This is a genomic window from Pseudonocardia autotrophica, assembly GCF_003945385.1.
Classification (GTDB): Bacteria; Actinomycetota; Actinomycetes; order Mycobacteriales; family Pseudonocardiaceae; genus Pseudonocardia; species Pseudonocardia autotrophica.
In genome coordinates this window covers 627,772-641,766 of record NZ_AP018920.1, presented here as the reverse complement: position 1 = coordinate 641,766, position 13,995 = coordinate 627,772, and the positions used below count along the sequence as shown (strand labels likewise).

At 73.2% G+C, this 13,995-nt stretch carries 17 protein-coding genes; 12 read left to right on the top strand and 5 right to left on the bottom strand.

The features are described from left to right. Positions 1-549: 549 nt before the first annotated feature. Entirely contained in the window at positions 550-1,071 is a 522-nt protein-coding gene (locus Pdca_RS03180) for a CvpA family protein (RefSeq protein ID WP_085916518.1), read from the bottom strand. A gap of 402 nt (positions 1,072-1,473) precedes the next feature. Between Pdca_RS03180 and Pdca_RS03175 the strand changes: the two genes are divergently transcribed. The 5 genes from Pdca_RS03175 (at position 1,474) to Pdca_RS03160 (ending at position 5,404) form a co-directional block, all read left to right on the top strand. Then, entirely contained in the window at positions 1,474-3,117 is a 1,644-nt protein-coding gene (locus Pdca_RS03175; RefSeq protein WP_307724088.1) for a PP2C family protein-serine/threonine phosphatase, read from the top strand. Next, positions 3,114-4,184 (top strand): cobalamin B12-binding domain-containing protein, encoded by a 1,071-nt coding sequence (locus Pdca_RS03170; protein ID WP_085916519.1) that lies wholly within the window; start codon positions 3,114-3,116, stop codon positions 4,182-4,184. Before Pdca_RS03175 ends, Pdca_RS03170 begins: the two co-directional genes overlap by 4 nt. 20 nt (positions 4,185-4,204) lie before the next feature. After that, positions 4,205-4,543, top strand: a complete 339-nt coding sequence (locus Pdca_RS03165; RefSeq protein ID WP_197719904.1) for an STAS domain-containing protein — start codon at positions 4,205-4,207, stop codon at positions 4,541-4,543. 118 nt (positions 4,544-4,661) lie between these two features. Then, positions 4,662-4,811, top strand: coding sequence for a hypothetical protein (locus tag Pdca_RS35270; protein ID WP_158092356.1), 150 nt, complete (start codon positions 4,662-4,664; stop codon positions 4,809-4,811). A gap of 47 nt (positions 4,812-4,858) precedes the next feature. Further along, on the top strand, positions 4,859-5,404 hold the full coding sequence (locus Pdca_RS03160; RefSeq protein ID WP_085916521.1) for a Dps family protein: 546 nt from the start codon (positions 4,859-4,861) through the stop codon (positions 5,402-5,404). A gap of 106 nt (positions 5,405-5,510) precedes the next feature. Here Pdca_RS03160 and Pdca_RS03155 read toward each other — a convergent pair whose 3' ends face one another. Next, the gene (locus Pdca_RS03155; RefSeq protein ID WP_085916522.1) at positions 5,511-5,834 is read right to left on the bottom strand and encodes a hypothetical protein; all 324 of its coding nucleotides are present in this window, start codon (positions 5,832-5,834) and stop codon (positions 5,511-5,513) included. Positions 5,835-6,031: 197 nt separating this feature from the next. Here Pdca_RS03155 and Pdca_RS03150 point away from each other — a divergent pair, with 197 nt between their 5' ends. Beyond that, positions 6,032-7,774: a BCCT family transporter gene (locus tag Pdca_RS03150; protein WP_085916523.1), complete on the top strand. Its 1,743-nt coding sequence runs from the start codon at positions 6,032-6,034 to the stop codon at positions 7,772-7,774. 57 nt (positions 7,775-7,831) lie between these two features. Here Pdca_RS03150 and Pdca_RS03145 read toward each other — a convergent pair whose 3' ends face one another. Further along, entirely contained in the window at positions 7,832-8,542 is a 711-nt protein-coding gene (locus Pdca_RS03145; RefSeq protein WP_085916524.1) for a metal-dependent transcriptional regulator, read from the bottom strand. A 61-nt stretch (positions 8,543-8,603) separates the two neighbouring features. Between Pdca_RS03145 and Pdca_RS03140 the strand changes: the two genes are divergently transcribed. After that, complete coding sequence (locus Pdca_RS03140; protein ID WP_085916525.1) at positions 8,604-9,110, top strand: TIGR02611 family protein; 507 nt, start codon at positions 8,604-8,606, stop codon at positions 9,108-9,110. A 9-nt stretch (positions 9,111-9,119) separates the two neighbouring features. Here Pdca_RS03140 and Pdca_RS03135 read toward each other — a convergent pair whose 3' ends face one another. Next, a complete protein-coding gene (locus Pdca_RS03135; RefSeq protein WP_085916526.1) occupies positions 9,120-9,635 on the bottom strand; it encodes a TetR/AcrR family transcriptional regulator in 516 nt (171 codons plus the stop codon). Then, a complete protein-coding gene (locus Pdca_RS03130; RefSeq protein ID WP_085916527.1) occupies positions 9,628-9,957 on the bottom strand; it encodes a DMT family transporter in 330 nt (109 codons plus the stop codon). Before Pdca_RS03130 ends, Pdca_RS03135 begins: the two co-directional genes overlap by 8 nt. A gap of 129 nt (positions 9,958-10,086) precedes the next feature. On the opposite strand from Pdca_RS03130, the gene Pdca_RS03125 reads away from it, so the two are divergent. The 5 genes from Pdca_RS03125 to Pdca_RS03105 all read left to right on the top strand — a co-directional run bounded on the left by Pdca_RS03125 (position 10,087) and on the right by Pdca_RS03105 (position 13,729). Then, a complete protein-coding gene (locus Pdca_RS03125) occupies positions 10,087-10,974 on the top strand; it encodes a nicotianamine synthase family protein (RefSeq protein WP_158092357.1) in 888 nt (295 codons plus the stop codon). Between the two features lie 53 nt (positions 10,975-11,027). Beyond that, entirely contained in the window at positions 11,028-11,186 is a 159-nt protein-coding gene (locus Pdca_RS03120) for a hypothetical protein (RefSeq protein WP_158092358.1), read from the top strand. 115 nt (positions 11,187-11,301) lie between these two features. Beyond that, positions 11,302-12,078, top strand: coding sequence for a response regulator transcription factor (locus Pdca_RS03115; RefSeq protein WP_085916529.1), 777 nt, complete (start codon positions 11,302-11,304; stop codon positions 12,076-12,078). Next, positions 12,075-13,472 (top strand): sensor histidine kinase, encoded by a 1,398-nt coding sequence (locus Pdca_RS03110; RefSeq protein ID WP_085916530.1) that lies wholly within the window; start codon positions 12,075-12,077, stop codon positions 13,470-13,472. Before Pdca_RS03115 ends, Pdca_RS03110 begins: the two co-directional genes overlap by 4 nt. After that, positions 13,469-13,729 carry a hypothetical protein gene (locus Pdca_RS03105; RefSeq protein WP_085916531.1) on the top strand — a complete coding sequence of 87 codons (261 nt, stop codon included), beginning with the start codon at positions 13,469-13,471 and terminating at the stop codon, positions 13,727-13,729. Before Pdca_RS03110 ends, Pdca_RS03105 begins: the two co-directional genes overlap by 4 nt. Positions 13,730-13,995 lie beyond the last annotated feature (266 nt).

Below are 13,995 nucleotides of genomic sequence, written 5' to 3'. Positions count from 1 at the left end.
GGCGCCCAACCGCCGGAACCGCCGAACTCCAGCAGCGCAGCAGCGCCCGGCGATGGCGCCCGACCGCCGGATCCGCGGAACCCCGGCGGCGCAGCAGTATCCGGCGGAGGGCGCCCAACCGCCGGATACGGGGAAGTCCAGCGACGCAGTGCCCGGCGGTGCGCCCCGGCTGCCGGACCCGCGGATCTCCGTCGACTCGGTCCCGGCGGTCGACATCCAGCTGCCGGATCCGCGGAACCCCGGCAGCCCGGTACCCGGCGGTGCTCCCCCAGCCGCCGGATCCGCGGTTCTCCGGCGACTCGGTCCCCGGCGGTCGACATCCAGCTGCCGGATCCGCGGCTCTCCGGCGGCGCGGTGCCCGGCAAGGTCGAGGCGCTCGAGCACCGTTCCGTCGCTCCGGGTGGCCGGTGTTCCGTGCCATCACCGCATCAGGGGGTATCCGAGCCGGGGGCCGACGCGTTGACCCGACGAGTGCTCCTCGTCGGGTCCTGCAGCGCGTCGGGGGCGAATGCGCGTCGCGATCCGGCGAGGAGCACTCCCTGTACCGGCTCAGCCGGCGGGCGGTCGGGCCGCGTCCACCGCGTCGCGCACCGCAGAGGTGGTCGTCGGGAACACCTCCCCGACCGAGCCCAGGATCCGGCTCTGTCCGCCGAGCGATTCCACCAGCGAGGTCACCGGAGCGAGTGCGGCCGGGTTCACCAGGGACGGGACCACCCAGGACACCAGCCACATCACGAGCAGCGCAGCGATACCGCCTGTGATGCCCCCGACCGCCCGGTCCAGGAACGACAGCCGGGCCCCGGCGAGCAGCCTGCTGATCAGGCCGCCCAGGAATCTCCCGACCAGCGAGCCGAGCAGCAGGCCACCGAGGATGCCGAGCAGCCCCCACAGCCAGGCCGATCCCGGGGTTCCGCCGAGACCGGCCAGCTGCGAACCCCAGGCGGCACCGAGACCGGCACCGACCACCAGGCCCAGCAGGCTCCCGGCCCGGGCGACACCGCCGAGCCTGCGGAACCCACCCACCACGGCGGCGAGCAGCACGATCAGGACGAGTACGTCGAGCAGCGTCATGGATCCTCCCCCCGGCGGGCGTCCGCCGCCGTCGTTCCCGACCGACGGTGCCCGCCGGACCTGAGAGAGAGCTGAGGTGGCGCACTTTTCTCAGCGCGGACTCAGCGGCACCGGCCCACCGCGCCGCACCGGGGACCACCGGGGACCGCTCGAAGGGCCCGCTCGACCAGCCGACGCCGAACCGCTCGTCACTCCCGGTGGCGGCACCGGTGAACAACGCCGCACGCCCGCCGAGGTGACCCGATCCGCGGTCTCCCCTGGTGTCGCCGCGCTCGCGCGGAGGTACTCCGGCCGGGGCACCCCAGCGGCGTGACCGGCGCGCTCCCGCTGATCGGGCGGTACCGTGCGATCCCCTTCCCGACCCGGAAGGCAAATCGAGCAGCAGGGAGACCGGTAGTCGACGTGACGGAGATCCAGCAGGCCACCGACGAGCGGACGTCCGCCGCCGACGCCAGGTGGGCAGGGGCTCCGTGCGCCGCACTGACCGTGGGCCCCGACGGGACCGTGCTCGAGATCAACGATGCGGCGCTCCTGCTCGTCCCCGCCCTCCGGACCGGCGCCGGGCTGAGCCGGGTCGCACCGTGGCTGTCCGGCGCCCACCCGGTCCCGGGCACCGAGCCCGTCACCTTCTCCGACGTGGTGGACGGCCGGGCGCTGGAGGCCACGCCGAGCAGGCACGACGACGGCTCGGTCACCTGGTGGCTGATCGACGTCACCGACGTCCGTTCCGTCCGCGACGAGCTGCGGATCGAGCAGTCCCGCGCGGTCTTCCTCTCCGACGCATCGGCTGCGCTGCTCGGTTCGCTGAACCTGCAGCGGTGCATGGAGGTGATCGCCGGGCTGGCGGTCGACGCGCTGGCCGACGCCGCCGTCGTGCTCACCCCGGCGACCCGCCGTCAGTTCCGGGTCGTCACCGCCGTCTCCGGGCACGGCGCACCGCGGTCGGCCACCAGCCGGCTCGATCCGGACGAGGTGCCGGGCCTGGCCGAGGCGTTGCAGGGCTTCCCGCCCGTCCCGTCCCGCTGGATCGACCCGGCGGCGGCGCCGTCCTGGCTGGTGCCGCCGGAGATCGGCGAGGCCGGATCGATCGTGGTCACCCCGCTCCCGGGACACGGCATCCCCGCCGGTGCGCTGGTGCTGCTGCGCCGGCCCGGCTCCGGCCCCTTCAGCGAGGGCGAGGAGTCGACCGCGCGCGAGTTCGCCGCCCGTTCCGGCCTGGCGATGTCGGCCGCCCGGATGTTCGCCCGGCAGGCGTCCATCACCGAGACGCTGATGCGTGACCTGCTGCCGCCGAAGCTGCAGGAGATCGCCGGCATCGAGTTCGCGGGCGGCTACCGGCCCGCCGAGGACGGCGATCGGGTCGGCGGCGACTTCTACGACGTGCACCCCTGCGCCCCCACCCCGGACGGTGCGGCACAGACACTCGCCGTGCTCGGGGACGTGTGCGGCAAGGGTCTCGAGGCGGCCGTGCTGACCGGGCGGATCCGCAGCACGCTGCACGCGCTGCTCCCGATGGCCGACGACCACGTCCGCCTGCTCGGCCTGCTCAACGACTCCCTGGTCAGCGAGGACCACACCCGGTTCGTGACGCTGGTGCTGGCGTCGGTCACCAGGGACGGATCGGACGTCCGGCTGCGGCTCACCGCCGCCGGGCACCCGCCGCCGCTGATCGTCCGGGCGGACGGCCGGGTCGAGGAGGCCGACACCCGGGGCACGCTGGTCGGTGTGCTGCCGGTCGTCGAGGCGACCACCTACGAGACCCGGCTGGCCCCGGGCGAGACCTGCCTGCTCTACACCGACGGAATCACCGAGGCCCTCGGCGGCCCGATGGGCCGCGACCAGTTCGGGGAGCAGCGCCTCCAGCGGGTGGCCGGCGAGTGCGCCGGGCTGCCCGCCGAGGCGGTCGTGGAGCGGATCCAGATGGTGACCACCGAGTGGGTCGGCCGCAACGCGCACGACGACATGGCGCTGCTCGCCGTCTCCGCCCCGCGCGGCCGCCATCTCTCGGCGGTGGGCGGGCACGGGCGCGGCCGGTACACCGCATGACCGGAGGACACCGGGACCCGATCGCACGGTGCACGGCGCTGCTGCGGGATGCGGTGCTGCGCGGCGACGAGTACACCGCGGTCGACGTCGTCGTCGATGCGCTCCACGAGGGGATCGCCCCTGAGTCGGTGCTGCTCGAGGTGATCGGTGCGGTGCAGGCGTCGATCGGCGAGGACTGGGCCGCCAACCGCATCTCGGTCGCCCAGGAGCACGCCGCGACCGCCATCAACGACCGAGTGATCTCCACGCTGGCGCTGTCCGTCCCCCGGGGCCGGGGCGAGCGCGGCCGGATCACCGTCGCCTGCGTCGACGGCGAGTGGCACGCGTTCCCGGCCCGGCTGCTGGCCGAGGTGCTGCGGCTGCGCGGGTTCGCCGTCGACTACCTCGGCGCCCAGGTCCCGTCCGCGCACCTGATCACCCACCTGCACCGCACCGGGCCGGACGCGGTGGCGCTGTCGTCGTCGATCGCGACCCGGCTCCCGACCGCGCACGCGACGATCTCGGCCTGCCAGGCCGCGGGCGTCCCGGTCATCGTCGGCGGGGCCGCGTTCGGCGCGGACGGCCGGTACGCCCGGCTGCTCGCCGCCGACGCGTGGGCCCCCGATGCGCGGGCGGCCGCGGACACGCTGGACGGCGGTCTTCCGGCACCGGCCCGCCCGCACTCCCAGCCGACCGACGATCTGCCCCACCTGTCCGACCAGGAGTTCACCCTGGTCGACCGGAACGCGACGGCGCTGGTCGCCGGCGTCGTCGACGGGCTGTCCGGCCGGATCCCGGAGATGGCGCGCTACGACGACACCCAGCTGCTGCGGACCGCCGAGGACGTCCGGCACATCGTCGACTTCCTCGCCGTGGCGCTGTACACCGGCGATCCGGACCTGTTCACCGGGTTCCTGGACTGGACGGCATCGGTGCTGTCGGCCCGATCGGTGCCGCAGCACGTGCTGCCACCGGTCCTCGACCTGCTCGCCGACGAGCTGCGCGAGTTCCCCAGGGCGTCGGAGCTGCTGGCGACGGCACTCACCACCCGCGCCCGCGACGCCCACGGTGCCGGGAGACCGGCGTGAACGACGAACGAGGATTGTCCGTGACGTACTCCGAGCCACGACCGGGCGTCGTGCGGGTCGCGCTGTCCGGGGATCTCGACTACGAGACCTCCGACGAGCTGGCCGCCACCGCCGACGCCGCGCTGCAGGCCGCCGTCGACCCGCACGAGCTTCGGCTCGACTGTTCCGAGCTGGGGTTCTGCGACTCGTACGGGCTGGCGGCACTGCTGATGCTGCGCCGTCGCACCGCGGCCGCCGGGATCGCACTGCACCTGGACCACCGCGGCAACGCACTGGACCGGCTGCTGCACATGACCAGCACCTGGGAGCACCTCACCGGCGAGCGTCCGGCCGACCGCGCGAAGCAGCTCGACACCTGAGGCCGGGCCCCGGCCGGCTGGTTGCACTCACCACGGCCACGGCGGCCGATGGCGCACCCGCCGGAATCGGACCGGCCGCGTCGTACATGAACCCGCGCCGAGCGGGTACCCGAATCACATGACGACGCCCGACGCGCCCGGTGTGGGGACCGGTCCGGTCCCGACGGAGCAGAGCGACACACCCGTCGACGAAAGCCCCGACGGCGATGGTGTGCACCTCGCCGAACAGCCGGTCGAGCCGGACGGCACCCGTCCCGCGGCGTCCTGAGACCCGCCCTGCACCACGATCACCACACGGAAGGACAGCGATTCATCATGGCCACCATCCGCTACACCGTTCCCGGGCTCGAGCGGGGCGACGCCGAGCAGGTCGTGGAGCTGCTGCAGAACCGTCTGCACGCGCTGAACGACCTGCAGCTGACCCTCAAGCACGTGCACTGGAACGTGGTGGGCCCGAACTTCATCGCCGTGCACGAGATGCTGGACCCGCAGGTCGACAGCGTCCGGGCGATGGTCGACGACGCCGCCGAGCGGATCGCCACCCTCGGCGGATCGCCCGACGGAACCCCCGGCGCGCTGGTGCGCGACCGCACCTGGGACGACTACTCGATCGGCCGGGACGAGGCGATCGCTCACCTCGGTGCGCTGGATCTCGTCTACACCGGTGTCATCACCGACCACCGCACGCAGATCGGGAAGCTGGAGACGCTCGACCCGGTCACCCAGGACATGCTGATCGCGCAGGCCGGCCAGCTGGAGCAGTTCCAGTGGTTCGTTCGCGCGCACCTGGAGAGCTCGGACGGCTCGCTGCGCTCGCAGTCCTCCGACACCGAGACCGGCGCGGCCGACGCCGTGCGCTGACCAACACCGGCAGCTCCCACGGCACTGCGGGTGCTGCCGGCACCGACAGCACTGCCGGCAACGGGCCCGGTTCCGCATCCCGCGGGGCCGGGCCCGTTCGCGTGTCTCAGAGTTCGCCGCGTCGCCGTGCCCAGATCAGGCAGCCGGCGGGCACCAGAACCAGCTGCACCCCGAGCACCACGGACAGCGCCAGCACCGGTGGGAGCATCACGATCACCAGCGCGTAGAGCACGGCCACCGTCATCACTCCGAGTACGAGCGGCCATGCCAGTGGGGTTCCGGTCTGTGCCACCGGTGGGTGCAGCCGACCTTCCACGCCGTCCAACCGGTGCACCAGACCGGGATCGTCGCGCAGGGTGGCCGCCGAGATCTCGGCCAGAACACGCATCTCACACGGGTCCAGCGGACGGGCGGGGCGGTCCTCGAGCACGACGCTCCTCGTCAGTGTCCGGCGCGGTCGCGATGGCTCTTCAGGGTAGGGCGCGGCGGTGGTGCGGGCCACCCGAGCGTGCCCCGCGCTGTGCGGAAGCCTCGAGTGGACCTACAGTGCCTCCGATATGACGCAAAGGTCTGAATCGTGACTGTGGTCGTCATCGCGACGACCCGGGCAGTCTGGGGGGAATCGAGTTGATCGTCCGATATCTGCGGGAGCACACCAGCCCTCCCGTCTTCATCAGCTCGGCCGTACTGGCCGTGGCTTTCGTGTTGTGGGGCGTGATCTCGCCGACGTCGCTCGGTAGGGTCGCGAGTGCGGTCAACGGCTGGATCACCGACACGCTCGGCTGGCTGTACATCTTCTCCGCCACCGGGTTCCTGATCTTCGTCCTGTTCCTCATGATGTCCCGGTACGGCCGGGTGAAGCTCGGGCCGTCGGACTCCACACCGGAGTACGGCAACACCTCGTGGTTCGCCATGCTGTTCACCGCGGGTATGGGCATCGGCCTGGTGTTCTACGCGGTCTCGGAGCCGATCTCGCACTTCACCGAGCCGCCGACCGGTGAGGGGAGCTCGCCGGAGGCCGCCCGCGACTCGATGCTCTACACGTTCTTCCACTGGGGCCTGCACCCGTGGGCGATCTACATCGTGCTCGGTGTGTCGCTGGGCTACTTCGCGTTCCGCCGGGGGCTGCCGCTGCGTCCGGCCGCGGCGCTGTACCCGCTGCTCAAGGACCGGATCAACGGCTGGCCGGGCTACCTGGTCGACGTGCTCGCCGTGTTCGGCACGCTGTTCGGCCTGGCCACCTCGCTCGGCATCGGGGCGCAGCAGGTCGCCGCCGGACTCGACGTGCTGTTCGGCTGGGAGAACACCACTACCCTCCAGGTGCTGCTGATCCTGGGGATCACCGCCGTCGCGATCGCCTCGCTGATGCTCGGCCTCGACAAGGGCATCCGGCGGCTGGCCCTGCTGAACCTGTGGCTCGCGCTCGCGCTGATGCTGTTCGTGTTCTTCTTCGGCCCGACCCGCGACCTGCTCAACAGCCTGGCCGCGAACATCGGCAACTACGTCCAGGAGGTCCCGGGGCTGAGCTTCGAGACCTTCCCGGACGGCGGTAACGGCACCGCTGACGGGTGGCAGAGCGGCTGGACGCTCTTCTACTGGGGCTGGTGGATCTCCTGGTCGCCGTTCGTCGGCATGTTCCTGGCGCGGATCTCCTACGGCCGCACCATCCGGCAGTTCGTCGCCGGCTGCCTGTTCGCCCCGGTCGGCGCCTCCATGGTGTGGCTGACCGTCTTCGGCAGCAGCGCGCTGGAGCTCGTGCAGAACGACCCGCAGCACCCGCTGGCGACCGCAGAGCCGGAAACCGCGATCTACGTGCTGCTGGCCCAGTTGCCGGTCCCCTCGTTCCTGATCACGCTGGCGTCGATCCTGACGGTGTTCGTGGTCGTGCTGTTCTTCGCGACCTCCTCGGACTCCGGCTCGCTCGTCGTCGACATACTCACCAACGGTGGCGACCCGAACCCGCGCTGGCAACAGCGACTGTTCTGGGCCGTCCTGGAGGGCGTGATCGCCGCGGTGCTGCTCGCCGCCGGCGCCGCGACCGGGGCGGACGCACTGTCCGCACTCCAGACCGCGGCGATCGTGGCCGGGCTCCCGCTGGGCATCGTGCTGATCCTGATGGCGATCGGCCTGTCCACGGCCCTGCGTGACGAGCGGTTCGTGGTGGCGCTGCCGCCGGAACCCTCACCGCTGGACTCGCTGCGCCGCAGCACCAGCCGAGCGGAGCCCGGTGAAGCCGAGCAGCCGGCCGCGCAGCAGGAGGAGACCGATCCGCTGATGTGCGAGACCGCCGTCGCCGAGTTCGCGACGACCCCCTCGAACGGGGTGGACGACCCCGGGAGAGCACCCGGGTCCGGCGACGACCGGAGCTGACCGACCGGCGGGGCCGGGGGATGCGATCCCCCGGCCCCGCCGCCGTCGCAGGGCGGATCAGACCGGGGCGCCGGACCCGACCCAGAGCGCCCGTGCCAGCGACGGACCCCACTCCTCGTCGGTGTCGGCACGACCGTCACCGGGACGGGTCAACCGCACCACGAACGGGCCGTCGAAGGGCTTGCGGGCGACGAGCAGCACCCGGTCGCCGAGCCGGACGTCGTGCGCGTCGAGATAGCGGAGCACCTCGGGATCCGTGTCGTCCACCCGGACGAGCTCGCCACCCTCGCCGAAGCGGAGCTCGGGCAGCCGGCGGGCGAGCACCTCGGGCAGGTCCCCGTCGCGGCCCGGGATGGGATCACCGTGCGGGTCGAACCGGGGATGCCCGAGCCGGTCGTCGATCCGGTCCAGCAGGCGGTCGGAGACGGCGTGCTCCAGCGCCTCGGCCTCCTCGTGCACCTCGTCCCAGGCCAGATCCAGCTCGGTGACCAGGAACATCTCGATCAGCCGGTGCCGCCGGACCACGGCCAGCGCGGACGCCCGGCCGGCCGGGGTGAGGGTGATCCCGGCGTACCGGGCGTGATCGACGAGCCCGGTGTCGACCAGCTTGCGGACCATCCCCGACGCTGACGGCGAGGACACCTGCAACCGCTCGGCCAGTGCGGAGATGCCCACCGACCCCTCCCACCGCTCCCCCAGCAGGAAAATGGTCTTCAGGTAGTTCTCCACGGACTCCGAATGTCGCTCGCCGGTGGGAACGGTGTTCATGACACCCACGGTATCCGCCCGCAGCAGGGCTCGTGCGCAGACATCTGGAACCATGCGGGCCATGAGCGACGGCCGGTCCCCGGGCAGCGCACCCGATCACGGCGCCGCCGCCCGCCAGCCCACGGCCCCGGCAGCCCACGGATGGCGAGCCCGCTACCACGGCGCGCAGACCCGCTACCGCGGCTTCCGCGACGGCCTGCGGCACCGTCCGGTCGTGGATCGCTGCTGGCGCTGGGGCATCGGGGTGCTCGGCACCCTGATCGTGATCGTCGGCATCATCCTGATCCCCTACCCCGGCCCCGGCTGGCTGGTCGTGTTCACCGGGCTGGCCGTACTGGCCTCGGAGTTCGAGGGGGCGCGCCGGCTGCTGCACTTCGCCCGCGGGCGCTACGACCGGTGGAACGAGTGGCAGAAGCAGCAGCACATCGTCGTCCGGCTGCTGCTGTTCGCCGCAACCGGCGCCGTGGTGCTGGTGACACTCTGGTTGCTCGACGTGTTCGGCCTGGTCGCCGACTGGTTCGGGATCGACGCGGGATGGCTGGACTCGCCGCTGGAGCCGTTCGCCTGAGTCCGGCCCTCAGATCCGCAGGAGCACCGACGGGTCGCCCGGCGACCCGAGGACCGCGGCCAGGCAGAGCCCGTTCACCCCGGCCACCAGCAACGGCCGCCGCTCCGGCGCGTCGGGCAGCAGCCGCACGGCCGCCGCCTCCAGCGCGTCGTCCCACCGGCGCAGCTGCGGCGTCAGCTCCGGCCGGCGAACGGCGAGCAGCAGCAGCTCGTACTCGGCGACCGTGAGCAACAGGTCCTGCCTGCTCCACTCCCGGAGCACCTCGACCAGCTCGGCGAGGGTGCCCACGCCGGCCAGCCGGTCGACGTACCGGTCGTGCACCGTGGTCAGGGCGGCCAGCAGCAGCTCGTCGACCGAGGCGAAGTAGTACAGCACCGCACTCGGCGGGACCCTCGCTTCCGCGGCGACCCCCCGCTGGGTGACCGCACCCGCCCCGTGCCTGCCCACCAGCCGCAGCGTCGCCTCGAGCAGCGCGCGCCGGCGACGCTCGCCCTTGCGCAGCCTGCCGTCGGCGGGCTCAGGCATGTGCGACCGATCCGCCCAGCTCCAGTGCGAGCACCCCGCCGATGATCAGCACGATCCCGCCGACCTGCACCCAGGTCAGCGACTCGCCGAGGAAGAGCACCCCGAGCACCGCGACGATCGCGACCCCCGCGGCGGCCCAGACCCCGTAGGCCATGCCGAGCGCCATCCCCCGGGTGAGCGCCTGGGCCAACGACCAGAACGCCAGGCCGTATCCGGCAACGGTCAGCAGCGACGGCAGGAGCCTGCTGAACCCTTGCGACGCCTTCAGCGACATGGTGGCCGTCACCTCGGCCCCGATCGCGAGTGCGAGCCATCCCCACATATCGGCGCCCTCCCCTGTTCGGCGGTGTCCGGCCGGACGGTACGCCGATTCTGGAGCACATGCTCAGGTTTCTCGACCACCCGGTCGACCCACATGCATAACGATTGTCATTGGTTACTGTGGATCATCGTGACCACGCAGAGCAGTCAAGCGATCACTGCCATCGGTGTCCCGGCGCCCCGGGCGCCGCGCGACGGCGGCGGCGCCGCCGACCGAACCGCCGACCGGCTGGTGGCGCTGTGCGAGGAACTCGAACGGACCGACCTGCGTCCGAGCCCGGTCGTCGATGCCGCGTTCGGCGAGCTGGTGCGGCTCTGTTGCCATCCCCCGGCCGGCGTCATCGGGCAGGTCCTCGATCGGCTCGCGCCGCACGTCGACCGGTTGCGGAGGCTGAGCTCGGCCGGCGAGGGCCTGATGGAGCGGTACTGGGCCGATCGGATCGTCGGCGCACCGGACCCGGCCGCCGAGCTCGAACAGTTCCCCTACCTGGGGAACTATCTCGACCTCGTCCGCCTCGAGCTCGCCGCGCTCGACGCGGTCGGGCTCGGCGTGCCACGCCGGGTCGTCGTACTGGGATCCGGGCCGCTGCCGCTGACCGGGCTGGTGCTGGCCGCACGGCACGGCGCCGAGGTGCTGCACGTCGACCGGGACCCGGCCGCGCTCGCCGCCGGCACCGCGGTCGCCGAGGCCATCGGGACCCGGACCCGCGCCATGGTGGCGGACCTGTCGTCCGCGGCGTTGCCCGCCGAGCTGGTGGCCGAGATCGGGTGTGCCGATCTCGTCCTGCTGGGTGCGCTGGTGGGGGCCGACGCCGCCGCCAAGGATGCGATCACCACCCGGCTGGCGGACGTCGCCGGACCGGACACCGGACTGCTCGTGCGCACCGCGGCGGGCCTGCGGACCCTGTTGTATCCGGAGGTGCTTCCGGCCGACCTGCCCGGCCTGGACGTGCTGCTGGAGGTGCACCCGCGCACCGACGTCGTGAACTCCGTCCTGGTGGCGCGTGCGCCGGGCTGAGCGGGGATCCCAGCGGGCTGGACGACGGTGCCCTGCGGTGGTCCGATGGCGGCATGTCCGAGACGGCACCGGAACGCCGGGACCCCGAGCCCGCCGAGGAGGAGATCGGGGACCCGGTGTGCTGGCTGGACCGGCTCTGCCCGGAGTGCGGCGCCATGCCGTCCGAGGACGACCGCTTCGGCCCGCGACGCTGCTGGCGCTGCGGCAGCTGACCCGTTCGCGCGAGGTGCACCCCGGCCGCGGTCTGCTTACGATCACCTGACGATCGCCGCGGGCGGACCCGGTGGTTCGACCTCACGTCGTCGATCGGGTGGAATCGGGGTCATCATGGTCGAGCTCGAGGTGGCACAGGGCGGAGTCGGTTCCCGGACCCGGGTGCTGATCGTGGACGACGACGTGCGCATCGGGCAGGCGCTCGGTCTCGCTCTCGACGACGAGGGCTTCGACGTCGACGCGGTGCACACCGGCGAGGAGGCACTCTCCCGCGCCGGCGCACCGGAGATCGACCTGGTGCTGCTGGACCTGATGCTGCCCGGCATCGACGGGCTCACCGTCTGCCGCAGGCTGCGCGACGCCGGTGATCTCCCGATCATCATGGTGACGGCGCGATCGGACTCGGCCGACGTGATCGCCGGGCTCGAGGCGGGCGCCGACGACTACGTGACGAAGCCGCTGGTCGCGGGCGAGCTGGCGGCCAGGATCCGGGCCCTGCTGCGGCGGCGCAGGCCGGCACCCGCGACTCCGCGCCGGCTGCTGCTCGGCGATGTCGAGCTCCGCCCGGACGAGGGCGTGGTGCTGCGCGCCGGTGAGCCGGTGCACCTGACCCGCACCGAGTTCCGGCTGCTCGCCGAGCTGGCCGCGGCCGGCGGCCGGATCGTCACCCGGGACGAGCTGCTGTCCCGGGTCTGGGGCTACGAGTACCACGGCGACACCCGGCTGCTGGACGTGCACGTCCGCCGGCTGCGGCGCAAGGTCGAGGCCGATCCGGACCGGCCCACCGTGGTATTGACCGTACGCGGGGCGGGCTACAAGGCCGGCCAGGTCGAGCGGCGGCCCGATCCGGCCGTCCCGGACACGGAGCCGGTGCCCGGCTGGCGCGGATGACCCCTCCCGGCGCGCCCCGCCGGTCGGTGCTGGATCGCCTGCCGCTGCGGCGGCTGCGCCTGCGGCACCGGGTCGGGGCCGCGTTCGCGCTGGTGTCGCTGGTGGTGACCGGCCTGTTCGCGACCGTGACCTGGAACCTGGCGTCCTACTACCTGGTCGAGCAGCGGGTGGAGGGCGCGGTCCGGCAGGTGGAGGTCAACGTCCGGCTGGTCGAACGGGCGCTCACCGCGCGTCCGCGCTCCGACGGCCTGGACGACCTGCTGACCGGCCTGGCCGGGACCCCGAACACGACCGTCGCCCTGCGGCACGACGGCAACTGGATCACCAGTGGTCGCGACATCGACGTGTCGCAGCTGCCGAAGCCGCTCCTGGACATGGCCCGGTCCGGGATCGGGGCCCGGCAGCGGATGCTGGTCGAGGGCATGCCGAGCCTGGTCGTCGCGGCGCCGATGCCCGACGAGGCGGTGTTCGTCGAGGTCTTCCCGCTGCAGCTGCTGGACGCCAACCTGCGCTTCCTCAGTTCGGTTCTGATCATCGGGGTCGCGGTCAGCACGGTGCTCGGGCTCGGGCTCGGGCACTGGGCGGGGCGACGGGCGCTGCAGCCGCTGACCGAGCTGACCGAGGCCGCCGGGCGGGTCGCGGGCGGTGATCTCGCCGCCCGGCTGCCCGGCAGCTCCGACGCCGAGCTCGCGCCCCTGGTCGCGACCTTCAACCGGACCGCCGACGCGCTGGAGCAGCGGGTGGCCCGGGACGCGAGGTTCGCCGCCGACGTCAGCCACGAGCTGCGCTCCCCGCTGACCACCCTGGTGAACGCGGTCGCGGTGTTGCGGCGGCGGCGCGGCGAGCTGCCGCCGACCGCGCAGCAGGCGGTGGACCTGCTCGACGGCGACATCCAGCGGTTCCGCCGGATGGTGCTCGACCTGCTGGAGATCTCCCGCAGCGACACCCTGGAGCGCGAACCGTGGGAGCTCGGCGATCTCGTCCGCGGGATCGTCGGGGTCCGCGGCGGGACGCCCCCGGAGATCGACGCACCGGAGCCGGTGACCGTCCGGGCCGACCGGCGCCGGATCGACCAGATCCTCGGCAACCTGCTCGACAACGCCGAGGCGCACGGCGGGGGTGCCGTGCGGGTCGGGGTGTCGGCGCGGTCCGGCCGTGGCCGGATCGAGGTCGACGACGCCGGGCCGGGGGTACCGGCCGCGAAGCGCGCCGAGGTGTTCGAACGGTTCTCCCGGGGCGCGCGGGCGGGCAGCCGTGGCGACGGCGCCGGTACCGGGCTGGGGCTGTCCCTGGTGGCGGCGCACGTCCGCAGGCACGACGGTGCGGTGTGGATCGAGGACCGGCCCGGCGGCGGTGCGCGGGTCGTGGTGGAGCTTCCGGGGGTGGCGGGATGAAGCGCGCAGCGGTGGCGTTCGCCGTCGGGCTGGTGATCGTGCTCGGTGCCTGCGGGGTGACCCTGGAGGACGAGCCGGAGCCCTACGGCCCCGCCACGGAGGCACCCTCGCCCGCGCCGACCGTCAGCGTTCGGCCGGACGATCTGCCGGCGGACGATCCGCCGCCGGCACCCGCACCGACCTCCACCTCCGACCCCACCCCGACGCCCACCGAATCGGCCCCGGTTTCCCGCCCTGACCAGGGCGAAGATGCCTGACGGTTGTCTGACGATCCGGTTCGCCGGCCCCGGCCGTGACCTGCCGGGGGCAGAATCGGAAGCGGGTGATCGGCGGCGGAGTGCGCGGCTTCTGGGGAGCGGTCGCGCACGGCCCCACCGGTACGGCCCCACCGCGGGCGGGACTCCCGGGTTCCCGTACCGCGACCGGGGACGGCGACGGCTCACCGGCTCGTCGCCGCCCCGGGTGGCCCGGGCCCGTGCCGGATGCGCCCGGCGGGCCGCCGATCACCACAGCGGCGGGCCGC

Bases quoted from the DNA above. Each gene is read 5' to 3' on its own strand.
- Pdca_RS03180 (WP_085916518.1), bottom strand. From the start codon at position 1,071: ATGACGCTGCTCGACGTACTCGTCCTGATCGTGCTGCTCGCCGCCGTG.
- Pdca_RS03170 (WP_085916519.1), top strand. From the start codon at position 3,114: ATGACCGGAGGACACCGGGACCCGATCGCACGGTGCACGGCGCTGCTG.
- Pdca_RS35270 (WP_158092356.1), top strand. From the start codon at position 4,662: ATGACGACGCCCGACGCGCCCGGTGTGGGGACCGGTCCGGTCCCGACG.
- Pdca_RS03160 (WP_085916521.1), top strand. From the start codon at position 4,859: ATGGCCACCATCCGCTACACCGTTCCCGGGCTCGAGCGGGGCGACGCC.
- Pdca_RS03145 (WP_085916524.1), bottom strand. From the start codon at position 8,542: ATGAACACCGTTCCCACCGGCGAGCGACATTCGGAGTCCGTGGAGAAC.
- Pdca_RS03140 (WP_085916525.1), top strand. From the start codon at position 8,604: ATGAGCGACGGCCGGTCCCCGGGCAGCGCACCCGATCACGGCGCCGCC.
- Pdca_RS03135 (WP_085916526.1), bottom strand. From the start codon at position 9,635: ATGCCTGAGCCCGCCGACGGCAGGCTGCGCAAGGGCGAGCGTCGCCGG.
- Pdca_RS03130 (WP_085916527.1), bottom strand. From the start codon at position 9,957: ATGTGGGGATGGCTCGCACTCGCGATCGGGGCCGAGGTGACGGCCACC.
- Pdca_RS03120 (WP_158092358.1), top strand. From the start codon at position 11,028: ATGTCCGAGACGGCACCGGAACGCCGGGACCCCGAGCCCGCCGAGGAG.
- Pdca_RS03115 (WP_085916529.1), top strand. From the start codon at position 11,302: ATGGTCGAGCTCGAGGTGGCACAGGGCGGAGTCGGTTCCCGGACCCGG.
- Pdca_RS03110 (WP_085916530.1), top strand. From the start codon at position 12,075: ATGACCCCTCCCGGCGCGCCCCGCCGGTCGGTGCTGGATCGCCTGCCG.
- Pdca_RS03105 (WP_085916531.1), top strand. From the start codon at position 13,469: ATGAAGCGCGCAGCGGTGGCGTTCGCCGTCGGGCTGGTGATCGTGCTC.